27 protein-coding genes and 1 rRNA gene are annotated in these 26,494 nt (G+C 33.4%); all 28 read right to left on the reverse strand.

Going from position 1 to position 26,494, the window contains the following annotated elements; translation table 11 throughout:
- A 5S ribosomal RNA gene (gene rrf / locus LQ609_RS11150) occupies positions 1-99 on the reverse strand; the annotation flags it as partial.
- A 291-nt stretch (positions 100-390) separates the two neighbouring features.
- Positions 391-1,878, reverse strand: coding sequence for a lysine--tRNA ligase (gene lysS, locus LQ609_RS11155; RefSeq protein ID WP_078358359.1), 1,488 nt, complete (start codon positions 1,876-1,878; stop codon positions 391-393).
- A gap of 125 nt (positions 1,879-2,003) precedes the next feature.
- Entirely contained in the window at positions 2,004-2,492 is a 489-nt protein-coding gene (gene folK, locus LQ609_RS11160) for a 2-amino-4-hydroxy-6-hydroxymethyldihydropteridine diphosphokinase (RefSeq protein ID WP_078358360.1), read from the reverse strand.
- Positions 2,493-2,852 carry a dihydroneopterin aldolase gene (gene folB, locus LQ609_RS11165; RefSeq protein WP_078358361.1) on the reverse strand — a complete coding sequence of 120 codons (360 nt, stop codon included), beginning with the start codon at positions 2,850-2,852 and terminating at the stop codon, positions 2,493-2,495. It abuts the gene before it with no gap.
- On the reverse strand, positions 2,845-3,636 hold the full coding sequence (folP, locus tag LQ609_RS11170) for a dihydropteroate synthase (RefSeq protein ID WP_107509491.1): 792 nt from the start codon (positions 3,634-3,636) through the stop codon (positions 2,845-2,847). Before folP ends, folB begins: the two co-directional genes overlap by 8 nt.
- A gap of 133 nt (positions 3,637-3,769) precedes the next feature.
- A complete protein-coding gene (cysK, locus tag LQ609_RS11175; protein ID WP_218703056.1) occupies positions 3,770-4,699 on the reverse strand; it encodes a cysteine synthase A in 930 nt (309 codons plus the stop codon).
- Positions 4,700-4,796: 97 nt separating this feature from the next.
- A complete protein-coding gene (hslO, locus tag LQ609_RS11180; protein WP_078358363.1) occupies positions 4,797-5,675 on the reverse strand; it encodes an Hsp33 family molecular chaperone HslO in 879 nt (292 codons plus the stop codon).
- A gap of 63 nt (positions 5,676-5,738) precedes the next feature.
- Positions 5,739-7,847 carry an ATP-dependent zinc metalloprotease FtsH gene (gene ftsH, locus LQ609_RS11185; RefSeq protein WP_107509489.1) on the reverse strand — a complete coding sequence of 703 codons (2,109 nt, stop codon included), beginning with the start codon at positions 7,845-7,847 and terminating at the stop codon, positions 5,739-5,741.
- Positions 7,848-7,939: 92 nt separating this feature from the next.
- On the reverse strand, positions 7,940-8,476 hold the full coding sequence (hpt, locus tag LQ609_RS11190; protein ID WP_078358365.1) for a hypoxanthine phosphoribosyltransferase: 537 nt from the start codon (positions 8,474-8,476) through the stop codon (positions 7,940-7,942).
- The gene (gene tilS / locus LQ609_RS11195) at positions 8,469-9,740 is read right to left on the reverse strand and encodes a tRNA lysidine(34) synthetase TilS (RefSeq protein ID WP_078358366.1); all 1,272 of its coding nucleotides are present in this window, start codon (positions 9,738-9,740) and stop codon (positions 8,469-8,471) included. The genes hpt and tilS overlap by 8 nt, the downstream gene beginning before the upstream one ends.
- 87 nt (positions 9,741-9,827) lie before the next feature.
- A complete protein-coding gene (locus LQ609_RS11200; protein WP_078358367.1) occupies positions 9,828-10,211 on the reverse strand; it encodes a S1 domain-containing RNA-binding protein in 384 nt (127 codons plus the stop codon).
- Positions 10,212-10,294: 83 nt separating this feature from the next.
- Entirely contained in the window at positions 10,295-10,678 is a 384-nt protein-coding gene (locus LQ609_RS11205) for an FtsB family cell division protein (RefSeq protein ID WP_078358368.1), read from the reverse strand.
- Positions 10,679-10,694: 16 nt separating this feature from the next.
- The gene (locus LQ609_RS11210; RefSeq protein ID WP_078358369.1) at positions 10,695-10,961 is read right to left on the reverse strand and encodes an RNA-binding S4 domain-containing protein; all 267 of its coding nucleotides are present in this window, start codon (positions 10,959-10,961) and stop codon (positions 10,695-10,697) included.
- The gene (locus LQ609_RS11215; protein ID WP_107509488.1) at positions 10,958-12,124 is read right to left on the reverse strand and encodes a MazG nucleotide pyrophosphohydrolase domain-containing protein; all 1,167 of its coding nucleotides are present in this window, start codon (positions 12,122-12,124) and stop codon (positions 10,958-10,960) included. The genes LQ609_RS11210 and LQ609_RS11215 overlap by 4 nt, the downstream gene beginning before the upstream one ends.
- Before the next feature lie 7 nt (positions 12,125-12,131).
- Positions 12,132-13,640 (reverse strand): polysaccharide biosynthesis protein, encoded by a 1,509-nt coding sequence (locus LQ609_RS11220; RefSeq protein ID WP_239734757.1) that lies wholly within the window; start codon positions 13,638-13,640, stop codon positions 12,132-12,134.
- Positions 13,627-17,136 carry a transcription-repair coupling factor gene (gene mfd / locus LQ609_RS11225; RefSeq protein WP_119634366.1) on the reverse strand — a complete coding sequence of 1,170 codons (3,510 nt, stop codon included), beginning with the start codon at positions 17,134-17,136 and terminating at the stop codon, positions 13,627-13,629. Before mfd ends, LQ609_RS11220 begins: the two co-directional genes overlap by 14 nt.
- On the reverse strand, positions 17,133-17,705 hold the full coding sequence (gene pth / locus LQ609_RS11230) for an aminoacyl-tRNA hydrolase (RefSeq protein WP_107509486.1): 573 nt from the start codon (positions 17,703-17,705) through the stop codon (positions 17,133-17,135). Before pth ends, mfd begins: the two co-directional genes overlap by 4 nt.
- Positions 17,706-17,836: 131 nt before the next feature.
- The gene (locus LQ609_RS11235) at positions 17,837-18,481 is read right to left on the reverse strand and encodes a 50S ribosomal protein L25/general stress protein Ctc (RefSeq protein WP_107509485.1); all 645 of its coding nucleotides are present in this window, start codon (positions 18,479-18,481) and stop codon (positions 17,837-17,839) included.
- Positions 18,482-18,611: 130 nt separating this feature from the next.
- On the reverse strand, positions 18,612-19,574 hold the full coding sequence (locus LQ609_RS11240) for a ribose-phosphate diphosphokinase (RefSeq protein WP_078358395.1): 963 nt from the start codon (positions 19,572-19,574) through the stop codon (positions 18,612-18,614).
- Between the two features lie 46 nt (positions 19,575-19,620).
- Entirely contained in the window at positions 19,621-20,979 is a 1,359-nt protein-coding gene (glmU, locus tag LQ609_RS11245) for a bifunctional UDP-N-acetylglucosamine diphosphorylase/glucosamine-1-phosphate N-acetyltransferase GlmU (RefSeq protein WP_239734758.1), read from the reverse strand.
- Positions 20,980-21,190: 211 nt separating this feature from the next.
- Positions 21,191-21,529: a septation regulator SpoVG gene (gene spoVG / locus LQ609_RS11250; RefSeq protein ID WP_078358375.1), complete on the reverse strand. Its 339-nt coding sequence runs from the start codon at positions 21,527-21,529 to the stop codon at positions 21,191-21,193.
- Between the two features lie 60 nt (positions 21,530-21,589).
- Entirely contained in the window at positions 21,590-21,964 is a 375-nt protein-coding gene (locus tag LQ609_RS11255; RefSeq protein ID WP_078358376.1) for a RidA family protein, read from the reverse strand.
- A 17-nt stretch (positions 21,965-21,981) separates the two neighbouring features.
- Positions 21,982-22,806 (reverse strand): pur operon repressor, encoded by an 825-nt coding sequence (gene purR / locus LQ609_RS11260; protein WP_078358377.1) that lies wholly within the window; start codon positions 22,804-22,806, stop codon positions 21,982-21,984.
- Positions 22,807-22,876: 70 nt separating this feature from the next.
- Complete coding sequence (gene ispE, locus LQ609_RS11265; protein WP_078358378.1) at positions 22,877-23,725, reverse strand: 4-(cytidine 5'-diphospho)-2-C-methyl-D-erythritol kinase; 849 nt, start codon at positions 23,723-23,725, stop codon at positions 22,877-22,879.
- Positions 23,726-23,872: 147 nt separating this feature from the next.
- A complete protein-coding gene (veg, locus tag LQ609_RS11270; protein ID WP_016999916.1) occupies positions 23,873-24,136 on the reverse strand; it encodes a biofilm formation stimulator Veg in 264 nt (87 codons plus the stop codon).
- A 99-nt stretch (positions 24,137-24,235) separates the two neighbouring features.
- Positions 24,236-25,126, reverse strand: a complete 891-nt coding sequence (rsmA, locus tag LQ609_RS11275; protein WP_239734759.1) for a 16S rRNA (adenine(1518)-N(6)/adenine(1519)-N(6))-dimethyltransferase RsmA — start codon at positions 25,124-25,126, stop codon at positions 24,236-24,238.
- Positions 25,127-25,130: 4 nt separating this feature from the next.
- Positions 25,131-25,673 carry a ribonuclease M5 gene (rnmV, locus tag LQ609_RS11280; RefSeq protein WP_078358380.1) on the reverse strand — a complete coding sequence of 181 codons (543 nt, stop codon included), beginning with the start codon at positions 25,671-25,673 and terminating at the stop codon, positions 25,131-25,133.
- Positions 25,674-25,727: 54 nt separating this feature from the next.
- Positions 25,728-26,492 carry a TatD family hydrolase gene (locus LQ609_RS11285; RefSeq protein ID WP_078358381.1) on the reverse strand — a complete coding sequence of 255 codons (765 nt, stop codon included), beginning with the start codon at positions 26,490-26,492 and terminating at the stop codon, positions 25,728-25,730.
- Positions 26,493-26,494: the final 2 nt, after the last annotated feature.

A 26,494-nucleotide genomic window follows, 5' to 3' on the forward strand; every position in this document is an offset into this window, starting at 1 on the left:
CTCTCGCGGAACGTAAGCCCAACTACCATCGGCGCTAAAGAGCTTAACTTCTGTGTTCGGCATGGGAACAGGTGTGACCTCTTTGCTATCGCCACCAGACAATGTTGTTTCGTTTTTGTCTTACCTTATATATTATAAAGAACTCGACAAGGCTTTTCAATAGTAAATTTTACACCTTATTAACTTTCTTTACAAACATCTCGAATTGATATGCGCCTTGTTTTCAGCGACCTTTATATAATACCTAATTTCCATCCTTTCGTCAACACTTTCAATCAAATTATTATAACTTTTTTTACAAAAGCTTTCATATCAGTGTTTTGAGTTGTTATTTTTAAAACAAAAAAAGCGTGGTCAGCTTAATGCTGAACCACACCTTTTTATTAAACATTATTTTTGTCTCATATATGGGAACAATAAAACATCTCTTATAGATGCAGAATTTGTTAATAACATAACAAGACGATCAATACCAATACCTAGTCCACCTGTAGGAGGCATACCATATTCTAAAGCTTCTATGAAATCATCATCCATTTCGTGAGCTTCATCATTACCTTGATCTTTTTCTTTCATTTGAGCTTCAAATCTTTCACGTTGATCAATAGGATCATTTAATTCAGTAAATGCATTAGCGTGCTCTCTTCCTACAATAAATAATTCAAAACGATCAGTGAATCTTGGATCTTCAGGATTTTTCTTAGCTAATGGTGAGATCTCAATAGGATGTCCATAAATAAATGTAGGTTGTATTAATTTTTCTTCTACTCTTTGTTCAAAGAATTCATTAAGGATATGACCATATGTCATACGACCTTCTACTTCAATATTATGTTCTTTAGCAAGTGCATGTGCTTCTTCATCAGACTTAACTTCATAGAAATCGACGCCTGTATATTCTTTTACTGCGTCAACCATATGCCATCTTCTCCATTTTGGAGCTAAATCAATCGATTCTTCTCCGTATTGAACAGTAGTTGATCCTAATACTTTTTCAGCGATAGAAGCTACCATTGATTCAGTAAGGTCCATAATATCATTGTAATCTGCATATGCTTCGTATAATTCAATCATAGTAAACTCAGGATTATGTCTTGTAGATACACCTTCATTTCGGAATACTCTACCAATTTCATATACTTTCTCTAAGCCACCAACAATTAATCGTTTCAAGTGCAATTCAATAGCAATTCTCATGTATAAAGTCGCATCTAGAGCGTTGTGATGTGTTACGAAAGGTCGTGCTGAAGCGCCACCAGCTATTTGGTGCATCATTGGTGTTTCTACTTCTAAGAATCCTTTAGTGTTTAAGTAGTTTCTCATTTCTTGAATGATTTGACTTCTTGTAATGAATGTTTTAGTTGATTCTTCACTAGTAATTAAATCTAAATAACGTTGGCGATAACGTTGCTCTATATCTTGTAAACCATGATATTTATCTGGTAAAGGGCGTAAAGACTTAGTTAAAACAGTAAATTCTTTTGCTTTAACAGACAGTTCTCCAGTGTTTGTTTTGAACATCACACCTTTTACACCTACTATATCTCCTAAATCTGCATGATTCCAAATTTCAAATTGATCATCACCTATTTGGTCTTTACGAACATAAATTTGAATTTGACCAGTAATATCTTTAACATGAGCAAATCCAGCTTTACCTTTACCTCTTTTAGTCATTAAACGACCTGCTATAGCTACTGCTGAGCCTTCTTCTTTATCGTGAAGCTCTTCTTTACTAAACTGATCCCATTCTTCGTGTAAAGTTACTGAATCACCGCTTCTAACAAATTTCTCGCCAAACGGATCGATTCCTAAATCTCTTAACTCTTGTAATTTTTCTCTACGAACCAACATTTGGTCATTCATTTCTTCTGACATGATATTCCACTCCTTATTTAAATTGCACTTAGTTCTACTTATTCTTTCATTACTTTCAAAAATCGTTCAAGAACATCTCCTAATTCATCTCTTGTTTCTGTTTGTTTAATTGCTTTTCACACATTTTAACTTTCCTCATTCTTATACTTTACTACTTGTTCGTCGTTTAGCAATAGTTCCCATATATATTTCTTGGAAATTGGTTCAACAACATCTGAGGCGATATCGTTAAGTGGTACCATTACAAATGCTCTCTCTGTCATTCTTGGATGTGGTACTTCTAGGTCTGGTGATTGAATAACGGATTGATCATATAATAAAATGTCTATATCAATTGTACGAGGCCCCCATCTTTCTACTCTAACTCGATGGAGCTGTTGCTCAACCATCATACAAACTTTTAATAACTCTGATGATTCCAATTCAGTTGAGATTTCAATACACATGTTCAAAAAATCAGGTTGTTCTGTGTATCCTACTGGTTTTGTTTCGTATATCGGGGATTTCTGGATAACTTCAATACCATTAACTTCATTAAGTAATTTAATCGCTTCTTCTAATTGAAGTTCTCTATCTCCCATATTACTTCCTAAACCTAAATATGCGGTGTGCATTTATCTCTTCCTCACTATCTCAATACCTACACCTTCATAATGACCAGGTATCGGCGGATTATTTTTAGTAATCTTAACTTTGGTTTCCAATACTCGATTATAGTGCGAAAAGACTTGTTTTGCAATATGTTCTGCGAGATGTTCAATTAATTGTACGGGTTTACCTTCCATAATTTCTTTAACTAATTCAAACACTTCTCCGTAATGAACAGTCTTTTCAAGGTCGTCAGTTTCACCAGCTTCGGATAAATCTAAAAATAGTTCTAAGTCCACTAAAAATATTTGTCCTAATTCATTTTCCGCTTCGAACGCGCCATGATATCCATAAAAAGACATACCTTTTAATATAATTCTATCCATTAATTCGAATCTCCTTTAAAGTATCAATCGTCTGGGCAATTCTTTTGTTCATTTGTACATTATGTACTCTAACTGCATGTACCCCTTTTTCAATACCATATGCAGTTGTTGCTGCTGTACCTTCATCGCGCTCATCAACACTACTATTGCCACCTAATAAATCATTAATTAATCTTTTACGACTTGTCGCAAGTAATACATTATATCCTGTAGCAACTAATTCATCTAAACGGGACATAACGATACGTTCTTCTTCTCTAGTTTTCGCAAACCCTATCCCTGGATCTAACCATATATTTTTTCCATGGATACCAGCAATTTCAGCTTGATTTGCTTGTTTTAATAATGAAAGTAATAGTTCTTCCATAACAGGCTGTTCTCTTTTTCCATCACCATTATGCATAAGTACAATTTCAGCATTGTATTCAGCTACAACATTTAAAATTTCAGGGTCATATAAACCGGCCCACTGATCATTTATCATTGTTACGCCTCTCTTCAACGACTCTTCAGCAACTTTACTTCTATATGTATCCACTGAAAGTTGAACATCTAAGTCACTTAGCGCTTCTATAACCGGAATTACTCTGTTGAGTTCTTCTTCTAAACTTACTTCTGTATACCCAGGTCTAGTAGATACACCACCAATATCTATAATATCAGCACCCTCTGAAATGAGTTTTTCTGCGTGTTCTCTCGCCTTTTCAACACTATTATACGAACCACCATCTGAAAATGAATCTGGGGTAACGTTCAAAATACCCATGATTTTTGTGTTATTCAAAGTAGTCTTCCTTCCTTTTTCTTAGATAGTACTTATTATAACAAATTTAAAAAATCACGCCTTAATGAAATAACTTATATAAGTTATTTCATTACAGACGTGATACTTAATACTTATGCTTTATTCTAAATCATTAGTCTTCAAAAGCATATAAAGGTGTAGATAGGTAACGTTCACCATTACTTGGTAATACTGTTACAACTGTTTTACCTTTACCTAAATCTTTAGCTTTTTTCAATGCTGCTACAATTGCAGCTCCTGAAGAAATACCGCCAAGAATTCCTTCTTCTTTAGCAACTTTTCTAGACATTTCCATTGCTTCTTCGTTTCCAACTTTTATAACATCGTCATAAACGTCAGTATTTAAAGTGTCAGGTACGAATCCAGCACCTAAACCTTGTAGTTTATGAGGTCCAGGGTTTCCACCACTTAAGATTGCTGAAGCTTCTGGCTCAATTGCTACAATTTGTATTTCAGGGTATTTTTCTTTCAGTACTTTACCAGCTCCTGATAAAGTTCCTCCAGTACCAACTCCTGCTAAGAAAGCATCAACTTGAATGCCTTCAAATTGTTCTACAATTTCAGGACCAGTAGTTAACTCATGGACTTTAGGATTTGCTGGGTTCTCAAATTGTTGTGGTTCAAAGTAACCTTTTTCGTCTTTAAGTTCTTTAGCTTTTTTAATTGCACCCTTCATACCTTCTGCCCCAGGTGTTAATACTAATTCAGCACCGTAAGCTTTTAATAATGCACGACGTTCGCTACTCATTGTATCTGGCATAACAAACACTGCTTTATAACCTTTAGCAGCTGCAACCATTGCTAAACCTATACCCGTATTACCTGAAGTAGGTTCAATAATAGTGTCACCTGGTTTGATTTTTCCTTCTTTTTCAGCAGCTTCTATCATTGCTAAACCAATTCTATCTTTAACCGAACTACCTGGGTTTTGATATTCTAATTTAACGTAAACATCTGCTGAATCATCTTCAACGACATTGTTTAATTTAACTACAGGCGTATCACCTATTAATTCTACAATATTATTTACTCTTTTAGCCATTTATACTTCACTCCTAAACAGTATTTTATACCTTAGTTTATTTATCGGATATATTAATTATAACAAACCTTCATATAAAGTGAAAGTATTTACTAGATTAAAGTGCATTTTTAAGTGCGATTAAATCATCTTCGCTATATTGATATTTCGTTCTACAGAAATGACATTCTGCTTCTGCTCCATGGTCTTCTTCTATCATTGCATCTATTTCAGCTTCACCAAGACCTTTAATAGCATTTAAAAATTTCTCACTTGAACAATTACATTTAAAATCTACATCCATATTATTAATAAATCTTGTATTTTCTTTTCCTAATACTGTTTCAATTATTTCTTCTGGTGATAAACCTCTATCTATTAATTTAGATACTGGTTCCATTTGATTTATTTTTTCTTCAATTGCTGAAACCGTTTCTTCAGATGCTCCAGGCATTAGTTGAATAATAAATCCACCAGCAGCTTTAATAGAATTGTCAGGATTAACTAGTACCCCAAGTCCGACTGCTGAAGGAACTTGTTCACTTGTAACAAAGTAGTAAGTAAAGTCTTCGCCTAATTCTCCAGAGACAATTGGAGTAGAGCCAGTAAAGTAGTCTTTTAATCCAATATCTTTAACGACATTTAGCATACCTTCTGTTCCAACTGCACGTCTCACATCCAATTTTCCTTGTTCATTTAACGGGAAATGCGTTTGTGGATTTTGAACATATCCTCTTACTTCACCTTTACCATTGGCATCGACCATAATTTTACCAATTGGTCCACCGCCATCAATAGTTATTGTTAATTTTTCTTCATTTTTCAACATTGAACCCATCATTACGCCCGCTGTCATTGATCTACCTAATGCAGCAGAAGCTGTTGGCCAAGTATAATGGCGAGTTTGTGCCTCTTGTACGGTATTTGTTGTTTTTACAGCAAAAGCTCTAACTTCATCATTAAAAGCTAAGCCTCTTACTAAATAATCTTGTGTCATATTTATACTCCTTCTTTAAAAAAAGCCCCTCTCAATCAATGCATTGAAAGGGACTTTGTGAAATTATTCTTTACGATCTGTCGGCTTGTTGTCACCTAGGTCATCAATATTTGGCTTTTCTTCGTGAGCAGGCTCATCTGATTTGTCATCTAAATCTGTATCTTCATTTGTTTCTTCATGAGATACTTCATCTTTAACTTCATCATAAGATTTACCAACTTCTTTGTCTTCAATATCTAATGTACCTTCTTGTTTTGTTAAGTCACCTTCATATTTGTCTTCATCTGAATCATTTTTTTGCTCAAGATGAGAATCATCATATTTAACTTCTGGTAACTTACCTTCTTTGAATAATGATTGAATTTGTTCAGCCACTAATGTTTCTTCAACTAATAAAGTTTTAGCGATTAATTCTAATTGTGATTTGTGTTCAGTTAGAATTTGTTTACAACGTTCGTATTGTTCTTTAATAATACGTTGTATTTCTGAATCAATTTCATACGCAATTTGATCTGAATAATTTGGTTCAGATTGCATATCTTTACCTAAGAATACTTGTCCACTATCAGAGCTACCAAATTGTAATGGGCCAATTTTTTTACTCATACCATATTCAGTAACCATCTTACGTGCAATACCAGTTGCACGTTGGAAGTCGTTATGCGCACCAGTTGATGCTTCTCCAAAGTTAATTTCTTCAGATACACGTCCACCAAGTAAACCAACGATTTTATCTAAAAGTTCTGGTTCAGTCATAAAGTAACGATCTTCTTTAGGAAGCATCATAGCATAACCGCCAGCTTGGCCACGTGGCACAATTGTAACTTTATGAACCATTTCAGCTTCATCTAGTACACAACCGATAATCGTATGACCAGCTTCATGGTAAGCAACAATATTTTTTTCTTTTTCAGAAATCATTCTTGTTTTCTTAGCTGGACCTGCAATAACTCTATCTGTTGCTTCTTCTATATCTCTCATGTCAATTTTAGTTTTATCAGAACGAGCTGCTACTAATGAAGCTTCGTTTAATAAGTTTTCTAAATCTGCACCAGAGAACCCTGGTGTTCTTTGAGATATTGCTTTTAAGTCTACTGTTTCATCTAATGGTTTATTACGAGCATGCACTTTAAGTACTGCCTCACGTCCTCTAACATCTGGACGTCCCACTTGAATTTGTCTATCGAAACGACCTGGACGTAATAACGCTGGGTCTAAAATGTCAGGACGGTTTGTTGCAGCAATCATAATGATTCCTTCATTTTCACCGAATCCATCCATTTCTACTAATAATTGGTTCAGCGTTTGTTCACGTTCGTCGTGACCACCGCCAACACCAGCTCCACGTTGACGACCAACTGCATCAATTTCATCAATAAAGATGATACATGGGGCATTTTTCTTAGCATTTTCAAACAAGTCACGTACACGACTTGCACCGACACCAACGAACATCTCAACGAAGTCAGAACCACTTATTGAGAAGAATGGTGTTCCAGCTTCACCCGCTACTGCTCTAGCAAGTAATGTTTTACCTGTACCTGGAGGACCAACAAGTAAAACACCTTTCGGAATTCGTGCACCCATTTTTTTGAATTTACGATTATCTTTAAGGAAATCGACAATTTCTACTAATTCTTGTTTCTCTTCATCAGCACCTGCTACATCAGAGAATCTAACACGTTTCTTCTGGTTATCATAAAGTTTAGCTTTTGATTTACCAAAGTTCATTACTCGGCCGCCGCCACCGCCGCCGCCTTGCATTTGGCTTAAGAAGAATATGAATAAAAATGCAATAATTAAAACAGGTATAAGTGTTGTTAATACACTAACAAAGACACTTTGTTTTTCTTCTTCTTTAACATTAAATTTTAAATCATCTTGTTTTTCGGCAGTATCAGTAATTTTTTTCAAATCATCTTGGTTGTTAAACAAAACTGAAGATGTATATGTTTCATCTTTACCATCTTTTAATTCGCCGCTAACCATATACACATTCTGTTCAGGTTGTATAGTTAACGTTTTTAAATCGCCTTTTTCAAGCTTCGTCATAAACTCATTATATGTAAGCTGTTTTGGTGATTGTCCATTGCCATTAATGAACTGGAAAACACCAAAAAGGACGATAGCTAAAAGCGCGATCATTAATATATTTCGAAAAGCTTTTTGCATTCAATTTGTCCTCCTACTCAATTAATAAAACTAACAAAAATTTTACCATATTTGTAATTTCTTACGCTAGTAATTAACCTTAACGATATACATCATTGATATATTTCAGGTTTAAGCGTTCCAATATAAGGTAAGTTACGATATCTCTCTGCAAAATCAAGTCCGTATCCTACTACAAATTCATCAGGAATTTTTTCCCCAACATATTTAGCTTCAATATCCACTTTACGCTTCATCGGTTTATCTAGCAATGTTACAATCTCAATAGAATTAACATTTCTATATTTTAATAAATCGACTATTGAATTTAATGTCGTACCAGTTTCTAGAATATCTTCAATGATGATGACATCTCTATTTTCTACTGAAGTACTCAAATCTTTTAATATTTTTACTTCTCCCGTTGATTCAGTACCTCCATGATAACTAGATACATCCATAAAATCTAATTCTACATGTGTATCAATGCATTTTATTAAGTCAGCCATAAACATGATTGAACCTTTTAAAATACCTATACATATAGGTGTCTTTCCATTATAATCTTCGGTGATTTGCTTTCCTAATGTTTTGCATCTTTCTTGAATCTGTTCCTCTGATAAAACAACAGACTTAATCGAATCATTCATTAAAGTCATCTCCAATATAAGTAATAGTTAATGCGTTTTTAAAGTTAGAATCCATCCAAAAGTCACCAATTGCAATAATATCATCACCATATAAAATAATCGGACAATTGTTTCTCTTATGTATGTCAATCTTATGATCAATCATGATTCTATTAACTTTTTTGTGATGTTTATTTCCCCGGTTATAATACTGAACACGATCTCCAGACAGTCTCTTTCTTATAAATAAAGGCGATGCTATGTCGTTCGCTTCAATTAACCAATTCCCAAATACATATTGCTCGTTACGATTTATAAATTTAGAATTTACATTGAACTCAATATCTTCACATAGTAATAATTTATCATATGCTACTATAAACTGCCAATCATCAGATATATGAAATATAGATTGTTTTTCAAAATTCTCAAATATACCTATCCATTCTTTGTATGCTTTAACACTGAAACGTTGTTGTACATATGATTCTAACAATTGATCTAACACTTCTATCTTAACTAAGCGATTCAAACGATTAAATGAATTTCTGTTAATCACAACTTTATTTAACTGCTGAACTTCAGTACTTATAAATAACATAGCTTGCTCAACTATTAAACTTCTTGCATCATTCATCCATTGATTTAAATCGAGTAAATGGTCTGTTGACAACTCTTCACGTTGTTGAATAACAGGTAAGATTTTGTTGCGTATATAATTGCGTGTATATTTAGTGTCTTTATTAGAAACATCTTCAAAATAACGGAATGCAAATTCTTCATGATATTTAACTAATGATGATTTGCGTAAATTTAAAAATGGTCTACTTATGATGTAATCTTTTCTTTCTTGAACTTGCTCAATTCCTAAAGAGGCACGACCAATTCTTCCAGTAAACAATCGATAAGTAATTGTTTCTTTTTGATCGTCTAAGTGATGTGCAGTCAACAACACATCGCTCTGAGTTTGTTTCATCATTTCATCAAACCACTCATATCTCATTTTTCTAGATACATCTTGAATGCTTTTCTCACGATTCACAACTTCGCTTAAATCTAAAGTTTTAATATATATTTCAATATCCCGTTCTTTACAAAAACGTTCAATAAATGCTGCTTCTTCTTTCGATGCTTCTCTTAAACCATGATTAACATGAAAACAAATTAAATTATGATATGTGTGTTTATAAGTCGTATTTAACATGTGTAATAGTGACATACTATCTATTCCTGTTGAAACAGCCAATGCTAAATTATCATTTTTATTCCAAGTTATATCGAGCATTGTTACACACCTCAATTTCAAAAATTCACTTGATCTTTTCAAAATAAAAAGAGGCTCAACTAATTAGCCTCTTTTTATTATAATTAATTATCGTTTTGCACCTTTACCACCGCGACGTGATTCAGTTTGTCTTTTTATAGACGTCAACTTATCTTCACTATCTTTCAAAAAGTTTGATAATTTCTTCTCAAAGTCTTCAGGCTTTGGTTCTTTCTTAGGCGCTTGACGCTTTGGACGTTCTTTAGCCTTTTTAATTGATAAACTTATTTTACCATCATCAGCCACTGTTAATACTTTTACTTCTACTTCGTCGCCTACAGTTAAATGGTCATTCACGTTCTCGACGTAGTTATCAGCCACTTCACTGATATGCACAAGGCCACTTTTACCTTCAGGTAATTCTACAAATGCACCAAAATTCTTAATACCTGTAACTTTCCCTTTGACTTTATTGCCTACTTCAATTGACATATTATTACTGTATCCTCCTGATATAATTTCACTTTAACCTTATTATATGCTTCTATGCAAAATTATACAACGCCATATATAGATTATTTGTCTTTTTCCGATTGTTTTTTTTCATCTGGTAATTTAAATATTATTTCGCCATCATTACTTAAGAAATATTCACTTCTTGCAAGCTTCTCAATATACTCTTTATCATTAAGGCGTTTAATTTGTTCTTTAAGTTCTATTTCCTTATCCTGTAACTTTTCATAAGTTACAGCTTTATCTTTACGTTCTTGCACTAATTCATCATTACGATTTTTTTGAAGAACTAACATAATAACCATAACAAGAATAATTAACAATAACACTCCACCAAATAAGGTCAGTCTCTTTCGTACCACTTGGCGCGTTTTATTGACAGTCTTCTTCTTTTTATTTTGTGACTGCGTAAATTCATTGTCTAGATTTTTAATTTTTTGCGCCATATACGTACCTCCTTATTTATATAGAATCTTGTATTTTTTCTTCTTTGATTACTTCAAACATCGTCTTAGCATTTTCCTTATTTGCATGTTCTGACAATCCTGTTACTTTAACTACAATAATTCTGTTTCCAAGTCGAATTTCTAATTCGTCTTCTACACTTACAGTTGTCCCTGCTTTAGCAGTCTGACCATTCACTTTAACTCTACCTTGGTCACTGACTTCTTTTGCAAGTGTACGACGTTTAATTAATCGAGATACTTTTAAATACTTATCTAATCTCAAATTGTTAAGTCTCCTTTATTTATAAATTCTTTTAGTTCATCTTCACTAAGACCCTCTAATTTGGTTTTATCATACAACTTCAAAAAGTAATCAGCAAATATTTTTTCTAGTTTTTCTAGTTTCACTTTACCTTCTTTTAACTTTTCGCTTTGCCAAATTTGATTAAGATCTTCGATATTCTTTGCTTCTTTATTTCCAAAAACATGAGGGTGTCTACGAATCATTTTACTAGTGAGTTCTTGTACAACTTCTCTAACGTCAAAGTAGCCTTCTTTTTTACCAATAGAAGCGTGTAACATGACTTGCAGTAAAACATCTCCGAGTTCTTCTATAATGTGATCAATGTCTTCTTCGTCAATTGCTTCAATCAATTCAAATGATTCTTCAATTATATAACGTTTTAACGTTTCATGTGTTTGTACTTTATCCCACGGACAACCATCTTCAGATACAAGTGTATCGATAGTTTGTTCTAAATATTGGAAGTCATTGTACATTTGTTGTTGTTCTGAAATCTTTGGCACAAATAAACTCGTTAAGTTAGATAGTTCAGCGTGATGATCCATTTCATATAAAGGACAAGTTATAACATCCGCCACACCAAGTCTAGCATTAGATACTAACTTCACTGGATGTTCATCAGGATATCTTTCCATTAAAGTGACTTTAATATCAGAAGCTACAAGTTGGTCGTAAACTTGCGTAATAATCGTATTTGTTCTCACATTCAATGTAGTATCTTCCAAATTAGTTCCATCTAATAAAGTAAAGCCATCGTTTGGATCGATATTAACAGCTCTAAACATATCATCTAAAAAGCTTTTACCACCAAGAATTTTAACATCCGGATATCTTTCTATAAGAAGTTGAGTTGTTGTTTCTGCCACCATAGGATCACCTGGTACGGCATAAATAACATCTTCAGTGTCAGCTTTTTTAATTAAAGTGTCCACAATTTCTTCATATACAGTTATAAAATCTGCATGTTTTTCATAAACACTATCAAAACCTTGCCACTTTAAATCAGTTAATTCTTTTATTACTGGATGTTCCAGTGTTCTTGCATATACTGTGTCAGCAGACTGAAGCTTGCGATAAACACCCATAGGCAATTCATCAATACTATAATTACCTAAGCCAACAACTATAATTTGTTGCGCCATGATTTAATTACTCCTTTATTATTTTATCCATTAAAGGTAAATGTTTCCATTCATCTTTTATTAATATTTTCATTTTTATTATACCTATTATGACTATAGTTACGCCAACAATACCCGCCAAAATCATTAAAAGTAGACTCGTTAATCTTGATGTAGTATGTATCAGTAATATCGTTTGCACAATTACTGACATAATTATTAAAAGAGTTATGACTTTAAATATAAATAATCCCATACTTTGGAATCGATAAAGTTTCATTACAAACACATGCAAGACTAACGTGTATATCGCTAGCGAAAGCACCGTAGACAAACTTGCACCCAATATACCAAAATTCAAGACAAAGATATAATTGCCAATTATTTTCGAAATAAGGCCAATTAATAGCGCTGAAAATAATACGCCTCTTTTTAGCTTCACTTGTAGTAAAGCAGTATACATAATGATAAAAGTAACAAATACAACAGCAAGCATAAAGACACTTAATGTCCCTATCAATTCATTTGTTTTAAAGAACACTGTATTAAGTAATGGTAATAAATTTATTAAACCAATAGCTGCTGCCATACTAAACAGCACAGTTATTTTTAAAGAAGTATTAGCATATTCATTTACAAGTTTATTGTTTTTCTTTTGCAGTTGATCCGTTAATAACGGAATTAGAACAAAGCTAAAAGTTGTCGTGATTATTAGCCCCATCTGTATAAGAGAAGCACCTCTATCAAAAATACCTTTTACTTTTATACTTTCATGAAAAGTATATCCCGTGTCTTGAAGTAAATTGATGAGCGTAAATGAATCAACAATTTGCCACAAAATAAGTATTAAATAAGAAATTGCATACAAAATAGTCATAGTTATGATATTTTTAGTATCTTTCATCTTTATTTCCCAGGAAAACTGTAATTTTGGTTTTCTTTTAAACAAGAAATATATAACAACACAAATTAGTCCTAAGACAGATCCAGCAATAGCTAACGTACCAGCTTGATAAATAGATATATCCATCGTTATAAAGATGATGATTGCAATTAGTATGACACCAACTCTTAGCACTTGATCAATCACTTGAGATACTGCTATATAATTCATATTATGCTTCATTTGATAATATCCACGAACCATTGAAATAAAAACGAGTGGTAACATCGCTAAACTTGCCATTCGAATCATAGGTGTTAAGTTCGCATCACCCATCAATTCGCTAATAAGCTCTGCACTAAGAAATATGCCAACACCGATGACCATGCAAATCATTTGCATGAACCAAAACATCCCAACTATCTCATTATAGTTTCGTTTAATCATCCAACCACTCATTACGCTTGGTAAGGCGTTTAAACTAACTACACTCACTATCGCAACTAGAGGGTATACTTGTTGATAAGCATACAATCCTTCATCACCTAAAATGTTTTGATAAGGTACTCTATAAATCGCACTTAATATTTTTACTATTATCATTGTACCTGTTAACAGTAATACACTATTAAAAATAGGTTTAGATTGTGTCATCATCTACCAAACTTTCATTTATCACTTTAGTTAAGAATTTCAAATCATCTAACCATTGCTTTGTTTTTTGCAATTTAAATACCATTTGATTGTCTGCAACTGCTATTTTAAGCTTTCTACCTAGAGGTTCTGTCACTTTGAATAACACATCCCCTTTTAAATGGTTTGTAGTATATTCAGATGCAGTCAATTGTATTACTTTAACCACTTCTTTAATTTCTGTAATACCGAAGTGAATACCATTCAACCTAATTTCAACTACGTCTAAAAGTCGTTTCACTTCTATAGGATATTCGCCAAAACGATCTAATAATTCATCTTGTATATCTTCTAGCTGAGCTTGTGTAGAAATGGATCTTAACTTTTTATACATTTCAATTTTAGCTTGTTCATTCTTAATATATTCAGCCGGAATATAAGCGTCTATTTTAATATCGACTTCTAATTGCGGCACTTCTGATTCAGGTTCAATACCTCGTTTCACATTAACCGCTTCTTCTAACATTTGAGAATACAGATCATAACCTACAGAATCTATAAATCCATGTTGCTGACTTCCTAAAAGATTACCTGCACCACGAATATTCAAATCACGCATTGCAATTTTAAACCCTGAACCTAATTCAGTAAATTCTTTAATTGCTTGTAGCCTTTGTTCTGCAACTTCTGTTAATACTTTATTTTGTTCATGTAAAAAGTACGCATATCCTATTCGACTTGAACGACCAACTCTTCCTCGCAATTGATACAGCTGACTTAAACCAAATCTATTAGCATCTTCAATAATTAATGTATTAGCATTTGGTACATCAACACCTGTTTCAATGATTGTCGTTGTGACAAGAATATCATATTCACCATCTACAAAGTTTAGCATCGTTTCTTCTAATTCACGCTCAGACATTTGTCCATGTGCAACACCAATTCTTGCATTTGGCATTAACATAGATAATTGTTCACTTTTTTGATAGATAGACTGCACTCTGTTATATAAGTAGAATGCTTGACCACCTCGTGAAAGTTCTCGCTCAAGCGCTTCTTTAACAAAGCTCATATTTTGTTCTAGAACATATGTCTGAACGGGAAATCTGTTTTCGGGTGGCGTTTCAATAACTGATAAATCCCTTACACCTAATAAACTCATATGCAGTGTTCTTGGTATAGGCGTTGCAGTTAAAGTAAGTACATCTACGTTTGTTTTTAATGCTTTTATACGTTCTTTATGTTTTACACCAAATCTTTGCTCTTCATCTACTACTAATAACCCTAAATCTTTATATTCCACATCTTTACTTAGTAATTTATGTGTTCCAACAACAATATCTACAAATCCTGATTTAATGCCTGCTTTCGTTTCTTTTACTTGTTTTGGCGTTCTAAATCTACTCATCATTTGTATTTCAACTGGATATTCTTGCATACGTTCTCTAAAGGTTTCAAAATGTTGCTGTGCAAGGATAGTTGTAGGCACTAAAATAGCAACTTGCTTTCCTTCCATGACAGCTTTAAAAGCCGCTCTTATGGCCACTTCTGTCTTACCATAACCTACATCACCGCATAATAACCTATCCATTGGTCTTCTTTTTTCCATGTCTTCTTTGATTTCTTCTAAAGAAGTGACTTGGTCAGGCGTAGGTTCATATGGGAAGTCCATTTCAAATGTCATTTGTTCTTCTGTATCTGGCCCAAATTGATATCCTTCAACTTGTTCACGTTCTTGATATAGCTTTAATAATTCATCTGCAATATCTTCAACATTTTTTTGTACTTTCGCTTTTGTTTTTTTCCACTCAGTACCACCAAGTTTATTAACTTTCGGTTCTTTATCATCTGAACCTACGAATTTCTGTACATCATTCATTTGATCTACAGGTACAAACAATTGATCTGTGCCTTTATATTGAATTTTAATATAGTCTTTGTGTATACCAGAAACCTCTAAAGTTTCAACACCTAAATATTTACCGACACCATGATGAACATGTACAACATAATCACCGACATTAAGCTCTTGGTAAGATTTTATTTTTTCTGCATTAGATAATTTTTGTCTTCTCTTAGATTGTTTACGTTCGCGAGCTTTGAACAATTCTTTTTCAGTGACTACCACCAAATTCATATAAGGTAGTTCAAATCCTTCTGATAAAGCACCGTCAGTTACAACAGCTTGTCCTGTTTGACCTACTTCTGTAACTCTATCGATTACTGTTGGTATGTTCATATCAGTCAGCATACTTTGAATTTTAGACTTCCTCGTTTCAGATTCAGCCAACAAGACAACAGTAAACCCTTGCTTCATAAATCGATCAAATTCAGATTGCATAATATCATACTGTCCATAAAATCTTTGTACTGGTTTACACGAAAATTTAACCATTTCTTCAATTTCTACTGGCATACTTGCCGTAAATAATGTGAAATAGGCAACTTTATGTTGATTTAACAAATCAGTAAATGCATTTTCAGAAATAAAACGTTGACCTACAAATCCTTGACCAGATTCAATTAGTGATTGCGTAAACTCTTCAATTTCAACATCTAGAGATTTCTCAGTTTCTTTAATTCGATTATATTCATCTACAACAATGCGTGCATCATCAGCTAAATAATCCGTTAAAGTGGTTATCTCATCATACATAAATGCAATAACACGTCTTAAAATTTGATGATCTTTCAATTCATCACTTTGCATCAATATATTTTGATACGTATCTTTTAAGTCAGGACGTATTTCAGTAGGTAATTTTTGACGGGTTGTTTCATAAGATTCTTCCATTCGTTCAGACAATCGATTGATTTGTTCACTAGTGAAGATATAATCACTTGCAGTCGTAATTTCTACTTGTTCTATATTATCTAAAGAACGTTGTGTTTCTACATCGAACAGTCTCATACCATCTACTTCTGTATCAAACAATTCAATACGAACTGGATCCCCAGTTACAGGATAAATATCAATTAAACCACCACGAATAGAAAACTCACCGATTGCAGAAACCAATGTTTGCCTCTTATAACCCATATCTACGAGTTGTTTAGCCCAATCATCTAAATCGATCTCGTCGCCAATTTTAATTGATTTATAATGTTCATTCCAAATATTTTTTGGCGTTAATTGTTTTTTTAGTCCATTAATGGGTACGATAAATAACCCTTTCTTGTCTTGTGCAAGCTGGGTTAATGTTCTAATTCTTTCACTCATTAAGTCTGGACTTTGTGTAGAAAATGCTTCAATCATAATATCTTGTACAGGGAATTTAAACACTTCTTCTGGAGGTAGTAATTGCAGAATATCCGCTTCTAATTTATCTGCTTGATACAAGTTGTTTGTAACTATTACTAATTGTTTATCACTTTTAATATATTGTTCTAATATAAGCAATGCTTTACTAGATTGGTTCAATCCTGTAACAAGTATATTTTTTTCTCCAAAAATTTGTTCTAAATCTTGAAAACGTTCATCTGCTTGTATGATTTCATGCATAACATGTTTCATTTTATTTCACCATTATACTGGTTCATTACATTTTGAAAAGTTTCGCCTTTAATTAACGCTTCACAAGCATCAGCTGCACGGTCAATTACTTTTTCCATTGTAATCATTTCATCATCAGAAAACTTCTGAAGTACATAACTAGGTACACTCATACCATTTGTAGGGCGATCAATTCCAATTCTTATTCTATTAAATCGATCTGTTCCTAAATGTTGAATTAATGACTTCATACCGTTATGGCCACCAGCACTTCCTTTCTGACGTAATCTCAAATGTCCTTGAGATTGGTCCATATCATCATATAGTACAACTAAATCCTCTATATCTATATTGTAATAATCCATAAGCGGTCTTACCGCCTCACCAGATAAATTCATAAAAGTCATAGGTTCAATAAGCATTACTTTTTCTCCGTTAATTAATCCTATTGTATATGCACCTTTGAATTTTTGTTTATCTATTTGTAATTGATGGCGTTCCACTAGTTCATCAACTACTTCAAATCCTATATTGTGACGCGTACGGTCATATTTTTTTCCGATATTTCCAAGTCCAACAATACATTTCATGTTGTAACCTCCATATTAATACTAAGTATATATTATAGCATTTTTATGATTTATTTCATCTAACTATACTTAAATAAAAAGAAGAGGCTGAGACAATTAATTTGTCTCAGCCTCTCAAGCTATTTAGAAGCTTATTTTTCTTCTTCAGCTTCTTCTTTGTCTGCTTCTTCTTCAGCTACTGCATCTGCTTCTTCAGCTGCAGTTTCTTCAGCGTCTTCATCAGGTTCTTCTGTAGGAGGAACAACTGTTACAACTGCTTCTTCTTTATCGTTTTCGATAGAATATTTTTCAGTTGCATTTAAGTCACCTACTAAGTAGCTATCACCGATACCTAATTCTGTAATATCAACTTCGATATTTTCAGGAATTGCATCTGGAGTTGTTGTTACTTGTAAGTTGAATAATGGTTGTTGAACTACGCCGCCTTCAGAAGCACCAGCTGCTTCACCTACTAATAATACAGGTACATCAACAGTTAATTCTTCTTTCATGTTGATTGCTAAGAAGTCAACATGTGTGATTTGGTTTTTAAGAGAATCATATTGATAATCTGAAACCATCACTTTGATTGATTTAGAACCAACGCCTAATTCGATAACACCGTTACGTCCAACTTCACGAATTGTTTTGATGAATTCAATTTCATCAACTTTAACAGATGTATTTTTAGCACCGTAACCGTATACTACTGCTGGAATAACACCTGAAGCTCTTAATTTACGTAAACTAGAACGAGTTTGTTTACCTTGACGGATAACTGACTTTAATGAAGTCATTATCTTTTCCACCTTTCATACTTGCGCAATATGCGCTCCTACACTCACCCATCAACATTAAATGTTGCTTGTAAGTGGTTATTTAGTCCATTAAAATGAACCGTTTGTTATTATACACGAATATTAAAAATTAATCAAATAGCACACTAACTGATTCTTGTTCATACACACGCACGATAGCTTGTGCTAATAATTCTGCTACAGATAACTCTTTAACATTGGCTGGTTTTCTATCTTCTGGCAACTGTATAGAGTTTGTAACAACTAATTCTTTAATTTGAGAACTTTCGATACGTTCTTTTGCAGGGCCAGATAATACTGGATGAGTACAACATGCGTATACTTCTTTTGCACCTTTTTTAACGAGTGCGTCAGCAGCTAAAGTGATTGTTCCAGCTGTATCAATAATATCATCGATAATGATAGCAGTCTTACCATCTATGTCCCCGACGATATTCATCACTTCTGCGACATTTGGTTTTGGACGACGTTTATCAATAATTGCTATAGGTGTTTTAAGACGGTCTGCCATTTTACGAGCTCTTGTTACTCCACCATGATCTGGTGATACAACAACTGTTGATTCAGGGTCCAAACCTTTTTCTAAGAAGTAGTTGGATAAAATTGGTACGCCCATTAAATGATCAATCGGTATATCAAAGAACCCTTGAATTTGAGGAGCATGTAAATCAAGTGCTATCATTCTACTAGCGCCAGCTTTTTCAATAATGTTTGCCACAAGTTTAGCTGTGATAGGTTCACGACTTCTTGCTTTACGATCTTGTCTAGCGTAACCATAATAAGGCATTACAATATTAATGTTTGCTGCTGATGCACGTTTACAAGCATCAATCATAATTAATAATTCCATCAAGTGTTCATTTACTGGATTTGATGTTGGTTGAATAATAAATACATCACAACCACGAATACTTTCTTCAATATTAATTTGAACCTCACCATCAGCAAATCTCTTAACTGTCGATTTCCCTAATGGAATTCCTACTAGATTTGCAACTTCTTGTGCTAAAGGCTGATTTCCTTCAAGTGAAAATATTTTTAATGAAGAGTTCTTATATTCAGTATTCAACATTTCTGTTCCTCCAATATCATTTTGACTCATTTTTTGACGGCTCCTTTTATTTCGTTTTGTAGTATCCTTGTTTTGTAGTTTGTCTAGCACGACCAAGCGCTAAACTTTCATCAGGCACATCATCTGTAATTGTTGAACCTGCTGCTATGAATGATCCATCTCCAACTTCTACTGGTGCAACTAGATTTGAATTACATCCAATAAACGCATCATCTCCTATAATGGTACGGAATTTATTAACCCCGTCATAATTAACAGTTATTGAGCCACAGCCAATATTTGTTCTTTCGCCTACTTCTGCATCTCCAATATAACTTAAGTGAGAAACTTTGGCGCCATCTTTCAAGACTGCTTTCTTAGTCTCTACGAAGTTACCAATTTTTGTCTCTTTACCTAACTCAGTACCCGGTCTTAATTGTGCAAAAGGTCCGACTGTAGAAAATTCACCTACAACAGAATCTGTAATCACAGATTGCTTAATTGTTGCATTATCTTTAATTGTACTATTTTTGATGTCAGAATTCATTCCAATCGCAACATTTTTTCCTATAATTGTTTTGCCAGCAATTCTTGTACCTGGTTCAACTACTGTGTCTTCACCAATCACAACGTGTTTTCCTATATAAGTTGTAGCAGGATCCACAATTGTCACACCATTTATCATATGTTGTAAATTAATACGTTCTTTCATTTTCTGCTCTGCTTTTGCTAGTTGTACTCTATCATTCACACCCATAATGCCATCTACGTCATCCGTAATGTATGCAGCCACTTTTTCATCTTCTTCTTTTAAGATTCGTATAACGTCTGGTAAATAATATTCACCTTGAGCATTATCATTTTGTACTTTTTCTAAAGTTTCGAATAATTTTTCATTATCAAATGCAAAAATCCCAGAACTAATTTCGTTTACTTCAACTTGCCCTTCTGAAGCATCTTTTTGTTCAACAATTTCTGACACTAAACCAGATTTGTCTCGAATAATCCTACCATAACCAAATGGATTACTCACTTTTGCAGATAATACAGTTGCTACAGCATTTTCATTTTCATGAAATGTTAACAGCGAGCTAATAGTCTCATCACTAATTAATGGTGTGTCACCACACACGACAATTGTTGTGCCCTTGCTATTTCCCAATATATCTTTAGCAGTTTTAACTGCATGAGCCGTTCCTAATTGTTCTTCTTGATGTACAAACTGAGATGTATGACCAATAGTTTCTTTAACCTTTTCTGCTCCATGTCCAACAACTGTAACTACTGTTTCTACACCAGCATTTTTAACGCTATCAATAACATGTTGAACCATTGCTTCACCAGCTACCGGGTGTAAAACTTTGTAAAGTTTAGATTTCATTCTTGTACCTTTACCAGCAGCTAATATGACTGCATATTTTTGCATTACAAATACCTCCATTTATACACACTTTATTATATTATAATTTAATTCTCATATGACTATCAAGGAAGAGTTATTTTTTAAAGAATAAATTTGTTATAAATAATTCATTTTTTTAAAATATTTTATAAAATCGCACAAAAAAACTGTCGGAAAGTCTCATACTTTTCGACAGTTTTTAACATTTCAACAAAACTATATTGTTTTGGATATGTTATTCTTCTTTTTCTTCTTTTTCAGTTTCTGATTCTTCAGTTTCTGTTTCAGAATTTTCTTGAGCTGATTTTGGAATTATCACTTCATCAGTTTCATCATAAACTTTCATAACCGCTTCTTGTATTTCTTGTCTCATTTCAGAGTTAATAGGATGCGCAATATCTCTAAACTCCCCGTCAGGTGTACGTTTACTAGGCATAGCAACAAACAGTCCTGAATTTCCCTCAATTACTCTTAAATCGTGAATAACAAAGGCATCGTCTAAAGTAATTGAAACCAACGCCTTCATTCTTCCATCTGTTTGAATTTTTCTCAATCTCACATCTGTTACCTTCATGATTTGTGTGCCCCCTGTTTTGTCTATTTAAAGTAGCAGCATCATATTAATTGAAGTTAGTTATTTTATTTTTGCGATCATTTCAATCTCAACTTTTACATCTTTTGGTAAACGTGCGACTTCCACACAACTTCTAGCAGGCAAATGTTCATTAAAATACTCTCCATAAACAGAATTGATGTCTTGGAAATCATTCATATCTTTTATAAAGATTAATGATTTAACGACACTATCTAATGTAGCGCCACTTTCTTCAAGTACTATTTTTAAATTCTCAAGTACTTGCTTCGTTTGTGCTTTTACATCATCTGATACGACTTCACCTTGCTGATTTAATGGTATTTGACCTGAAGTAAATACTAAACTATCTACTACTACTGCATGGCAATATGGCCCTAATGCTTCTGGAGCGTTTGCTGCGTTAATACTTTTCATGTTGAATATCTCTCCTTTTAATTAAATCTTTTCAAACAGTTGCCTTCTTCTACTGAAAATTGTTGATTGTATTCGTCTACGTCAGATAATCTAACTAAAGATGTATAATCTTCAATCAATCGATGTTTAACTTCTTTTGATTCTACAAGTACTGATACCCCTTTTACTGTAGCCTTAAACTCATTCATCAAATTGATTACGCCATTTATAGAGCCACCTGCTCTCATGAAATCATCAACAATTAATACATTCGAATATTCAGCTAATGTTCTTTTAGATAATACCATTGTCTCAATCTTTCTCGATGAACCCGAAACGTAGTTTATCGATACTGTTGATCCTTCAGTAACTTTATTATCTTTTCTTATAACAACAACTGGCAAATTAAGTACTTTTGCAACTGCGTTAGCTAAAGAAATCCCTTTTGTCGCTATTGTAACAACCGCATCAAGTTCTTCATCCATGTACATAGTAGCAATTAATTCTCCTACTTGATTTAATAATTTAGGATTACCTACTAAATCTGACATAAATAAATATCCGCCTGGCAGCAGTCTTTCTTTCTCTTTTAGCAATTCACATAGCTTTGCTATCAATTCACGCGCTTCTTCAACATACATTTTAGGGCGATAAGTAACACCGCCACTCGCTCCTGCAGTTGTCTCAATAATACCAAGTCTTTCGGCATTAAACGTTTCTTTGATAATTTGTATGTCTTCGCTAATAGACGACTTTGCCTGACCAAAATGATTAACAAAATAAGTCAGCGGTACTAGTTCGTTCGGATGTTTCAATAAATATTGTGTCATATAAACGATTCTTTCACTTCGTTTAAAACGCATTTATAAAACCCCAATCTCTATTACGTATTTTCAAGAATAATTATACTATAATTGTACGTGTTCTACAAAATCAGCCAAGAAGACGTGCAATATAAACGTCATTACAACATCCCATTAAAGCATTGTACACTTGCTTAGCTTGTCGTTCTTTTTGCACAAAGCCGTATACAGTTGGTCCACTTCCACTCATTAGTGCAGCATCCACACCACTATTTTTCATAGTATTCTTTAGCTTCTCAACTTCGGGATATAACTTCATCGTGACCTTCTCAAGACTATTACCAAGTGTTTGGCATAGTACTCCATAATCGTTTTTCTCTAAAGCATCTCGGCAGTCTTGTGTGCGCACTTCAATCTTGTCATCCAAATTTAAAGCCCCATATATTTCAGGTGTTGATACGCCGATATCCGGTTTAGCGATAACTACCCAGGCAGAAGGTGGTTTTGGAAGGTGTGTTAATTTTTCACCTCTACCTTGGCACAATGCCGTCTTTCCATAAATACAAAAAGATATATCCGATCCAATTTCTGATGCAAGTTCACTTAAAGATTCCAGTGATTCATTTATACCCCACAATTCATTCAAGCCTCTAAATGTTGCAGCTGCATCACTTGAACCACCTGCCAATCCTGCAGAGATAGGTATGCTTTTTTCTAATGAAATCTTCACACCTTCTTTAATATTGTATTTATCTTGCATCAATTTCGCTGCTTTATATGCTAGATTTCTGTGATCACTTGGCACGAAATTATGTTCAACATCAATTATAATTTTACCGTCATCTCTACTTTCGAAAGTCAATCGATCATTTAAATCGACTGTTGTCATTATCATCTCTACTTCATGATAACCATCATCACGTTTGTACAATGTATCTAGTGTTAAATTAATTTTTGCTGGTGCAGTCTCATAAATCATATACTTGCCCTCTCTAAAACTTATTATTATGATTTTACCATAAATAAAAGTTAGAAAGTATTAGCTTTATTCTATTTTTTGCATAATAAAAAACCCTACGCCATATCACAGTCATATCGCGTAGAGTTTTTTATTAAATACTTTAATTTACTGAACTATAAATTCTTCTTTATGTTCATTCATAAAAGTTACTTGGACATTCTCAGTTAATACATCAGTGTATGTATAAGATACACGTTCAAAATTATGTTTCTCTTGATCTAATTCGACCACGAAAACTGATGGATACGTTTCCTTAAGCACGCCACTGCGCTCAATTAACTTCTTACGTCCTCCATTAGCTTTAAGTACAATACGATTTCCTAATTGACAATCTAATATTTTTTTGATGTCTACTAAAGTCTTCGGCATATTGACCCACCTCGCTATAAATAAAATTATACTACGAAAGTGGTATTTTGTCAAATAAAATTTAAATTTTATCAATTAGAGAACGCATTGTCAATATATTTACACAGATAAATTTGGGTATTTTTTCAAATTGTTACAAAGATGTGCATATTCTTGTATTGTTAGCGTTTCCCCACGTCGCTTAGGATCTATGTTTGAAGCACTTAACCACTCAAGAATTTCATCTTTATGCAACTTACCTTCTTTAATTGTACTAATATAATTATTTAAAATTGTTTTTCTACGTTGTGCAAATGCACCTTTTGAGAGTGTGAACAATAATTTTTCATCATCTACTTCTACAATAGGTTCTTTACGAGTAGTCAATTTAATTACAATAGAATCGACATTAGGTGGAGGCATGAAGACAGTCTTAGGGACGACTAAAACACGTTCAGTTTCAGTATAATACTGACAAGCTATGGATAATGAGCCATAACTTTTACTTCCAACTTGTGCATTTAAACGTTCTCCAACTTCTTTTTGCATCATAACGACATAACCATCGATTGGAAGGTGATTCTCTAATAAGTTCATCAATATCGGTGTCGTTATATAATATGGTAAATTAGCTACCAACATTATCTTATCGCAATCTTGTAAATGTGTTTTTATTTCTTTTTCAACATGAGCTTTTAGTATGTCTTCATTCACAACAGTAACGTTATCATATGGACTCAATGTATCTTCTAAAACTGGGATAAGCCTTTGGTCAATTTCAAAAGCTAACACTTTCTTAGCTGTTCTAGCTAATTGTTCTGTAAGAGACCCCATACCCGGACCTACTTCTATTACACCTGTATTTTCGTCTATATCACTAGCAAAAATAATGTTTTGTATAATGTTCGTATCAATTAAGAAATTCTGTCCTAAACTTTTTTTGAATTTAAAACCATATTGATCAAGCAATGCTTTTGTACGCTTTGGTGTTGCAATATCTTTATCGTTCATCCTGTCACTCCTCTTTATATCCAAGTGCTTCTTTTACATCTTTTTCAGTATAACCGAAGGCATTTAATTTGTTTAGCAATTGTTTACCATTTGAATGGCCAATATTTAATTTACTACAAAGCTTTTCTCTTTTTCTTCTTGAGTCTTTACCTATAATTAATCCTAAATCGATTAAGACTGACTTGTCTATCGTTTCTATATTAGCTTCCAATGGAGAACTAACATTAAGCAATGCATCTTTAACCGTATTTAGAGACGCATGTTCAACGCCAATTTTCCCTCTTTTATTTTTAGCTTTTTCTCTTGGAATAAATGCGTGTTTAACGCTTGGTATATATTGCTTAATTGTATTTCTAATCTTATCACCCGGGAAATCAGGATCCGTTAATACAATCACACCTCGTTTTTCATGAGCTTGCTTTATAACCTCAAGTGTTTCTTTAGTTATTGCGGAACCATTTGTTTCAATCGTATCGCAGTCTACAGCACGCTTCACATTAACTGTGTCGTCACGCCCTTCTACTACAACAAATTCGTTTATCTTCATGATATCTTCCTTCTTTAAAGATGCCCCAAAACAACCGTTTTGGGGCATCTTATTTTATAATTTAAATAATCTTTCAGCATTTTTTGTAGTTGCTTCACAAACTTCTTCATATGAAAGTCCTCGTAGTTCAGCGATTTGCTCAGCAACAAGTTTAACGCGCGCTGGTTCATTTCTCTTTCCTCTATAAGGATGAGGTGATAAGAAAGGCGCATCCGTTTCAACTAACAATCTATCTAAAGGTACATGTTGAGCTACTTCTTTAGGTTGTTTAGCATTTTTAAAGGTAACTGGTCCACCTAATGAAACATAAAAATTCATTTTTAATATTTCATCAGCTATTTCATTTGAACCACTGAAGCTATGCATAATACCACCAACTTCACTTGCACTTTCTTCCCTTAAAATGTCTACACAATCTTGAGTCGCTTCTCTGTTATGAATAATAATAGGTAGTTGCACGCGTTTAGCTAATGCTATTTGCTTTCTAAATACTTCTTTTTGAATATCCTTAGGTGATTTATCCCAATGATAATCTAGTCCCATTTCACCTATACCAATAATTTTTGGATGCTTAGAAAGCTCTTCAATCCACTCTAAACGTTCTTCTGTACAGTCAATCGCATCGACAGGATGCCAACCAATAATTCCATAAATAAAATTGTATTGGTCAATCAGTTTCATTGTTCTTTCGATTGTTTTTGTATCAAATCCAACAACGAACATTCTATCGATACCTTCTTCTAATGCTCTGTCTATAACTTCTTGTAAATCCTCGTCATATTGGTCGGCATTTAAATGGACATGTGTATCTATTAGCATTC

Origin of the sequence: Mammaliicoccus sp. G-M28, from assembly GCF_022386595.1 — a bacterium.
Lineage (GTDB): Bacteria > Bacillota > Bacilli > Staphylococcales > Staphylococcaceae > Mammaliicoccus > Mammaliicoccus fleurettii.

What these genes read in the sequence shown, in the direction of transcription:
- cysK (WP_218703056.1), bottom strand. Translation starts at nt 4,699, where the DNA reads ATGGCTAAAAGAGTAAATAATATTGTAGAATTAATAGGTGATACGCCT.
- glmU (WP_239734758.1), bottom strand. Translation starts at nt 20,979, where the DNA reads ATGCAAAAATATGCAGTCATATTAGCTGCTGGTAAAGGTACAAGAATG.
- LQ609_RS11215 (WP_107509488.1), bottom strand. Translation starts at nt 12,124, where the DNA reads ATGGCGCAACAAATTATAGTTGTTGGCTTAGGTAATTATAGTATTGAT.
- LQ609_RS11285 (WP_078358381.1), bottom strand. Translation starts at nt 26,492, where the DNA reads ATGCTAATAGATACACATGTCCATTTAAATGCCGACCAATATGACGAG.
- pth (WP_107509486.1), bottom strand. Translation starts at nt 17,705, where the DNA reads ATGAAATGTATTGTTGGACTTGGAAATATCGGAAAAAAATATGACCGT.
- ftsH (WP_107509489.1), bottom strand. Translation starts at nt 7,847, where the DNA reads ATGCAAAAAGCTTTTCGAAATATATTAATGATCGCGCTTTTAGCTATC.
- rsmA (WP_239734759.1), bottom strand. Translation starts at nt 25,126, where the DNA reads ATGAACGATAAAGATATTGCAACACCAAAGCGTACAAAAGCATTGCTT.
- folB (WP_078358361.1), bottom strand. Translation starts at nt 2,852, where the DNA reads ATGGATAGAATTATATTAAAAGGTATGTCTTTTTATGGATATCATGGC.
- spoVG (WP_078358375.1), bottom strand. Translation starts at nt 21,529, where the DNA reads ATGAAGGTAACAGATGTGAGATTGAGAAAAATTCAAACAGATGGAAGA.
- LQ609_RS11240 (WP_078358395.1), bottom strand. Translation starts at nt 19,574, where the DNA reads ATGTTGAATACTGAATATAAGAACTCTTCATTAAAAATATTTTCACTT.
- hpt (WP_078358365.1), bottom strand. Translation starts at nt 8,476, where the DNA reads ATGAATGATTCGATTAAGTCTGTTGTTTTATCAGAGGAACAGATTCAA.
- LQ609_RS11200 (WP_078358367.1), bottom strand. Translation starts at nt 10,211, where the DNA reads ATGTCAATTGAAGTAGGCAATAAAGTCAAAGGGAAAGTTACAGGTATT.
- tilS (WP_078358366.1), bottom strand. Translation starts at nt 9,740, where the DNA reads ATGCTCGATATAACTTGGAATAAAAATGATAATTTAGCATTGGCTGTT.
- hslO (WP_078358363.1), bottom strand. Translation starts at nt 5,675, where the DNA reads ATGACACAAGATTATTTAGTAAGAGGCTTAGCTTTTAATGATGAAGTT.
- lysS (WP_078358359.1), bottom strand. Translation starts at nt 1,878, where the DNA reads ATGTCAGAAGAAATGAATGACCAAATGTTGGTTCGTAGAGAAAAATTA.
- LQ609_RS11235 (WP_107509485.1), bottom strand. Translation starts at nt 18,481, where the DNA reads ATGACTTCATTAAAGTCAGTTATCCGTCAAGGTAAACAAACTCGTTCT.
- purR (WP_078358377.1), bottom strand. Translation starts at nt 22,806, where the DNA reads ATGCGTTTTAAACGAAGTGAAAGAATCGTTTATATGACACAATATTTA.
- mfd (WP_119634366.1), bottom strand. Translation starts at nt 17,136, where the DNA reads ATGAAACATGTTATGCATGAAATCATACAAGCAGATGAACGTTTTCAA.
- folK (WP_078358360.1), bottom strand. Translation starts at nt 2,492, where the DNA reads ATGCACACCGCATATTTAGGTTTAGGAAGTAATATGGGAGATAGAGAA.
- LQ609_RS11220 (WP_239734757.1), bottom strand. Translation starts at nt 13,640, where the DNA reads ATGACACAATCTAAACCTATTTTTAATAGTGTATTACTGTTAACAGGT.
- rnmV (WP_078358380.1), bottom strand. Translation starts at nt 25,673, where the DNA reads ATGAAGATAAACGAATTTGTTGTAGTAGAAGGGCGTGACGACACAGTT.
- veg (WP_016999916.1), bottom strand. Translation starts at nt 24,136, where the DNA reads ATGCCGAAGACTTTAGTAGACATCAAAAAAATATTAGATTGTCAATTA.
- LQ609_RS11205 (WP_078358368.1), bottom strand. Translation starts at nt 10,678, where the DNA reads ATGGCGCAAAAAATTAAAAATCTAGACAATGAATTTACGCAGTCACAA.
- ispE (WP_078358378.1), bottom strand. Translation starts at nt 23,725, where the DNA reads ATGATTTATGAGACTGCACCAGCAAAAATTAATTTAACACTAGATACA.
- LQ609_RS11255 (WP_078358376.1), bottom strand. Translation starts at nt 21,964, where the DNA reads ATGAAAAGTATTAACGCAGCAAACGCTCCAGAAGCATTAGGGCCATAT.